Source organism: Saccharothrix hoggarensis, assembly GCF_042678885.1.
GTDB classification, from domain to species: domain Bacteria; phylum Actinomycetota; class Actinomycetes; order Mycobacteriales; family Pseudonocardiaceae; genus Actinosynnema; species Actinosynnema hoggarensis.
In genome coordinates this window covers 1-4,056 of the sequence record NZ_JBHTLK010000366.1, presented here as the reverse complement: position 1 = coordinate 4,056, position 4,056 = coordinate 1, and the positions used below count along the sequence as shown (strand labels likewise).

The 4,056-nt window shown below is 74.5% G+C and carries 7 protein-coding genes; 6 read left to right on the top strand and 1 reads right to left on the bottom strand.

Annotation, left to right across the window (positions count from 1 at the left end):
- Positions 1-358: hypothetical protein (locus ACFQ3T_RS34820; RefSeq protein WP_380730101.1), on the top strand; the 358-nt coding region annotated here is incomplete at its 5' end.
- A gap of 29 nt (positions 359-387) precedes the next feature.
- Positions 388-924: a hypothetical protein gene (locus ACFQ3T_RS34815; protein WP_380730099.1), complete on the top strand. Its 537-nt coding sequence runs from the start codon at positions 388-390 to the stop codon at positions 922-924.
- Here the strand turns inward: ACFQ3T_RS34815 and ACFQ3T_RS34810 are convergent.
- On the bottom strand, positions 851-1,603 hold the full coding sequence (locus ACFQ3T_RS34810; protein WP_380730097.1) for a helix-turn-helix transcriptional regulator: 753 nt from the start codon (positions 1,601-1,603) through the stop codon (positions 851-853). The genes ACFQ3T_RS34815 and ACFQ3T_RS34810 overlap by 74 nt on opposite strands.
- Positions 1,604-1,675: 72 nt before the next feature.
- Here ACFQ3T_RS34810 and ACFQ3T_RS34805 point away from each other — a divergent pair, with 72 nt between their 5' ends.
- From ACFQ3T_RS34805 to ACFQ3T_RS34790, 4 genes are all read left to right on the top strand, one after another.
- Complete coding sequence (locus ACFQ3T_RS34805; protein WP_380730095.1) at positions 1,676-2,434, top strand: ESX secretion-associated protein EspG; 759 nt, start codon at positions 1,676-1,678, stop codon at positions 2,432-2,434.
- Between the two features lie 73 nt (positions 2,435-2,507).
- Positions 2,508-2,831 (top strand): hypothetical protein, encoded by a 324-nt coding sequence (locus ACFQ3T_RS34800; protein ID WP_380730092.1) that lies wholly within the window; start codon positions 2,508-2,510, stop codon positions 2,829-2,831.
- Positions 2,828-3,805 (top strand): hypothetical protein, encoded by a 978-nt coding sequence (locus ACFQ3T_RS34795; RefSeq protein ID WP_380730090.1) that lies wholly within the window; start codon positions 2,828-2,830, stop codon positions 3,803-3,805. Before ACFQ3T_RS34800 ends, ACFQ3T_RS34795 begins: the two co-directional genes overlap by 4 nt.
- Positions 3,805-4,056: YbaB/EbfC family nucleoid-associated protein (locus tag ACFQ3T_RS34790; RefSeq protein ID WP_380730088.1), on the top strand; the 252-nt coding region annotated here is incomplete at its 3' end. The genes ACFQ3T_RS34795 and ACFQ3T_RS34790, both read left to right, overlap by 1 nt.

Below are 4,056 nucleotides of genomic sequence, written 5' to 3'. Positions count from 1 at the left end.
CCTCGCCGTCCTGCGCGCCCTCGCCGACGCCGCCGACGAGGTCGACCGGACCGCGGCGATGGCGAGCTTCACCGCCGCGGACGGCGAGGCGCACCGGCGGGCCGTGGCGCGGCACGACGAGCTGCGCCGACAACTGGACGACGTGCTGGAGGAGGCCCGGCTGTTGGAGCGCGACCACCGCGCGGAGGCGAGGCGGGTCGCCGAACGGCTGCGCGCCGAGGAGCCGTCGACCGCGATCGCCGACACGCTGACGGGCCTGTCGTCCCTCACCGCCGAGCTGGCGTCCGTGCTGCTCGGCCCACCCCGGCAGGCGTCCACCAGGGGCGCGGCGGCGGCGTTCCGGGCGGGCCTGGGGTGAGACTCGCTCCCGTGCCGGGGGTGACCCCGGTGGCACTAGGCACGCCTGAGCGCACCGCGGCGGAACTCCTCGCCGTGCTGCGGCGGCTGAAGGGCACCCACGACCCGGGGCTGGAGGTGTCCGCCACGCAGGCCGCGGAGCTGGCGCACCGGCACGGCGCGGGCCTGCTGGCCGTGGTCGAGCACCCGGACGCCGACCCGGCGCTCCTGCTGGCGGGCGTGGTGCCGGTCGACCGGCCGACCGACCCCGGCGAGCTGGGCTTCCACCTCGACGGCCCGGAGATCCGCGACGTCACCACGGGCGAGACGGCGACCGGCTACCCGGTGGTGATCGTGGAACGCGTCCCGGTGACCGGGCCGGGCGCCCAGCTGCAGGTCGTGGTGACCGATCCGGACCACCCGCGGATCGCCGTGTTCACGCTGCACTCGCCGACCGGGCGCGGCTGGCTCGACGTGTCGGGCGTCGCGGGCCGGTTCGTGTCCGGGATGGTGTTCAGCGACCTCGGAACTCGCTCGGCGTCCGCCCGACGACCTGACGGAACGTCCGGGAGAAGTGCGCGGCGCTGACGAAACCGCAGTCCTTCGCGATCTCCCCGATGCCCCGCGCGGCCTTCGCCGGATCGGCCAGCAACGCCTTCGCCCGGTCGATCCGCAGGCCGCGGATGCGCTCGGACACGCCCTGCCCGTCGTCGAACAGCTGGTAGAGGCGGCGTCGGGAGATGAACAGCGCCTCGGCGACCCGGTCGGCGCTCAACGTCGGGTCCGCCAGGTGCTCGCGCATGTACTCCAACGCCTCGCGCCGCCGTGCCGCCATCGACCCGACCCGCGCCAGCTCGGCCCGCAACGCGCTGCGCAGCACCAGTTCGGCCAGGCCGAGCAGGTGGTGCGCCGAGCCGTGCGGGTCGAGCACGGGCGCCGCGGCGAGCACGTGCGCCACCGCGCCGGAGACCAGCGACCGCAGCGCCGCGTCGACCGGAACCGGCTGGAACATCAGCGGCTTCAGCTCGCCGAACCCGACCGTCAGCCGGGCCTCCGCGACGGTCAGCACCACCACGCCCACCGGCAGGACGTGCAGCGAGCAGTCGGGAAACCGAAGCGCGGTCCCGGCGCCGGGCACGTCGTCGGGCACGGCGCAGCGCAGCACCAGCTGGAGGTGCTCCGGCGTGGCCGCACCCCCGCTGAGCCCGGCTTTGGCCGCCGCCGCGCCGGAAGCCCGCACGGTGAGGAACCCGTCGGTGACGTCCACGGTCGGCAGCCTAGCCGGCGGACCGCGCCGACCCGCCCTCGTCGGCGGCCGGCACGCGCTACCTTTCGGCACATGGCGCGACGTTCGGCGACCGCGGTCGTCCTGTCCCACCTGGAGTTCGACCTGCTGTGGGAGGACCTGGGCACCGGCGAGCCGCCGTACCCGCTGGAGGTGCCGTCGCACGGCGAGACGGTGGCCGACCGGGACGCGCTGGGCGCGGAGGTGCTGCGCTCGCTGACCGAGGCGGGCCTGGCCGACGGCGACGACGTCTCACCGGAGCTGGAAGACCTCTTCGGCCTCCTCTCGCACGGCGTGGTCTCCGTGGACGCCCTGGTGTTCCGCCCGCAACCGTGGCGGGTGCTCGCCACCGCCCGCGGCCGGCGCGGCGTGCTCGCCGTCCTCAACGACCGCGAGGTGGCGCTGGAACCCATCACCGACGTGACGGCGGCGATCACGCGGGTCATCGGCGACGCGCCGGCCGGTCCCGGCGAGCAGCTGCGCCTGCCGCGGTCGGTGTTCTCGGCCGCCGTGGACGCGTACGCGACGTCCGGTCACGGCGCGATGGAGCGCACCCTGGCGCAGGCGGGCATCACCGGCCGCGCCACCAGGGCGATCACCACGCTCGTGGACTCGCCGCGCCAGGCGACCGGCCAGCTCGCCGCCACCGGGCCCGCCGGCCGGTCCCGCGTGCTCAGCTGGACCGACACCAGTGCGGGCCGGTACGCGTTGACCACCGAGCGGTCGTTCGGCACCGAGTGGGTCCACCTGTCCCCGGCCGACACCGCGTGGCTGACGCGGCACGTGTCCGCGCTGCTGGCCGGCTCCGACTGAGGTCGGTTCGCCCAAAACCCGGAGCGACCCACGTCACACTCGCTAGCCTGCGAGTGGACCGAGGGGGAACCGGATGAGTGATTTCCAGACCGATCTGGCCGACCTGGAGAACGGCCTCCGCCACAACATCGTGCCGGCGGTGGAGCGCTTCACCCGCCTGGTGGAGGACGTCGAGAAGATCGAAGACCACCACCCGGCCGCGCTGATGGGCGGCGGCCTCATGCCCGGCGCCCTGGCGCTCGTCCCGCTGTACGCGGCGGCGAGCACCGCGCTGGTGGAGAGCCAGCGCGCGGCCGTGCGGTCGCTGGAGGAGTTCCGCGAGGCGCTGGAAGACGTCGTGCGCACCTACCGCTCGGTCGAGGAGGCCAACGCGGACGGGTTCCGGGGGCGGCCGTGAGCGGGAGCGTCTTCGAGTACGACCTGGACCCGGCGTTCACCGAGGCGCAGCGGGGCCTCTACCCCCTGCTCGTCGTGCTGCACGGCTGGGTGTCGTACCTGGCCGTCGAGTCGGCCGACCCGATGGAACGGCAGCGGCAGGTGCTCCAAGGGCTGCCGGTGCCGGGCGTGGCGTACGAGGACTTCTTCCGGGTGCCCATGCTGCTCACCGGCCAGCCGCTGGACGAGATCGGCGCGGTGTACGAGGCGCTGGTGCGCAACAGCCGCGAGATCGACAACGGCATGGAGGAGTTCCAGGTCGGCTGCGCCAACGCCTTCCGCAACTGGACCGGCTCGGCGCAGGAGGCGTGCGCCAAGTACGGCGGCGCGCTCATGGACTACGTCAACGACGAGCGCGACGCGGCGGAGAGGCTGGCCGCCGTGCTGCTCGCGTACGGCGGCATCGTCAAGTCGGCCCGCGACGACTGGCTGAGGCTCGCCGACCAGTTCGTCGACGCCCTGCGCCAGAAGGTGGAGGACGACCGCGCGTCCAACCAGAAGATCCTGTTCACGGCGATCGGCGCGCTCGCGGGCGCGGCGCTCGCGATCGTCACCGCGCCGGTCGGCGGCATCGGCGGGACGTTCGTCGCGGCGGTGGGCGGCGCGATCGCCGACGTGGGCGCGGAGGCGGCGAAGGAGTCGCTGGAGGGCGAGGAGTTCGCCGACATCGCCCACCGGTACCTGGCGGCGTGCCGCGAGTTCGAGGACCGCCTCACGCGGGCGATCAAGACCGAGGTCGCCGACAAGCTCTCCGACCTGAACCAGGTGCGGCCCGCGCCGCCGTCGTCGCCGCTGGACGTGGGCACGTTCGACCACAACCCCAAGGGGTACCTGGAACCCGAGCACACCACGCCCGGCGTCGAGCGGTGGCTGGACGAGAAGGAGGAGCGGGCGCGGGAGGCCGGACCGTCGACCATCTCGGCCCGACTGGGCTGATGTCCGGCTTCGAGGACGAGTTCCGCGAGCAGCAGGTGCGCGCGCTGCGGCGGAACTCGGCGAAGGTCATGGCGGAGGCGGTGGCCCGGTCGCGCGAGATCACCGGCACGGCGACGTCGCCCGACGGGTCGGTCCGGGCCGTGGTCGACTCGACGGGGATGCTGACGTCGCTGGAACTGGGGCCGGCGCGGCGCGACCACGCGGCGTTGGCCGCGCAGGTCACCGCCGCCGTCCAGCGGGCCGCCGCGCGG

What these genes read in the sequence shown, in the direction of transcription:
- ACFQ3T_RS34800 (WP_380730092.1), top strand. Translation starts at nt 2,508, where the DNA reads ATGAGTGATTTCCAGACCGATCTGGCCGACCTGGAGAACGGCCTCCGC.
- ACFQ3T_RS34805 (WP_380730095.1), top strand. Translation starts at nt 1,676, where the DNA reads ATGGCGCGACGTTCGGCGACCGCGGTCGTCCTGTCCCACCTGGAGTTC.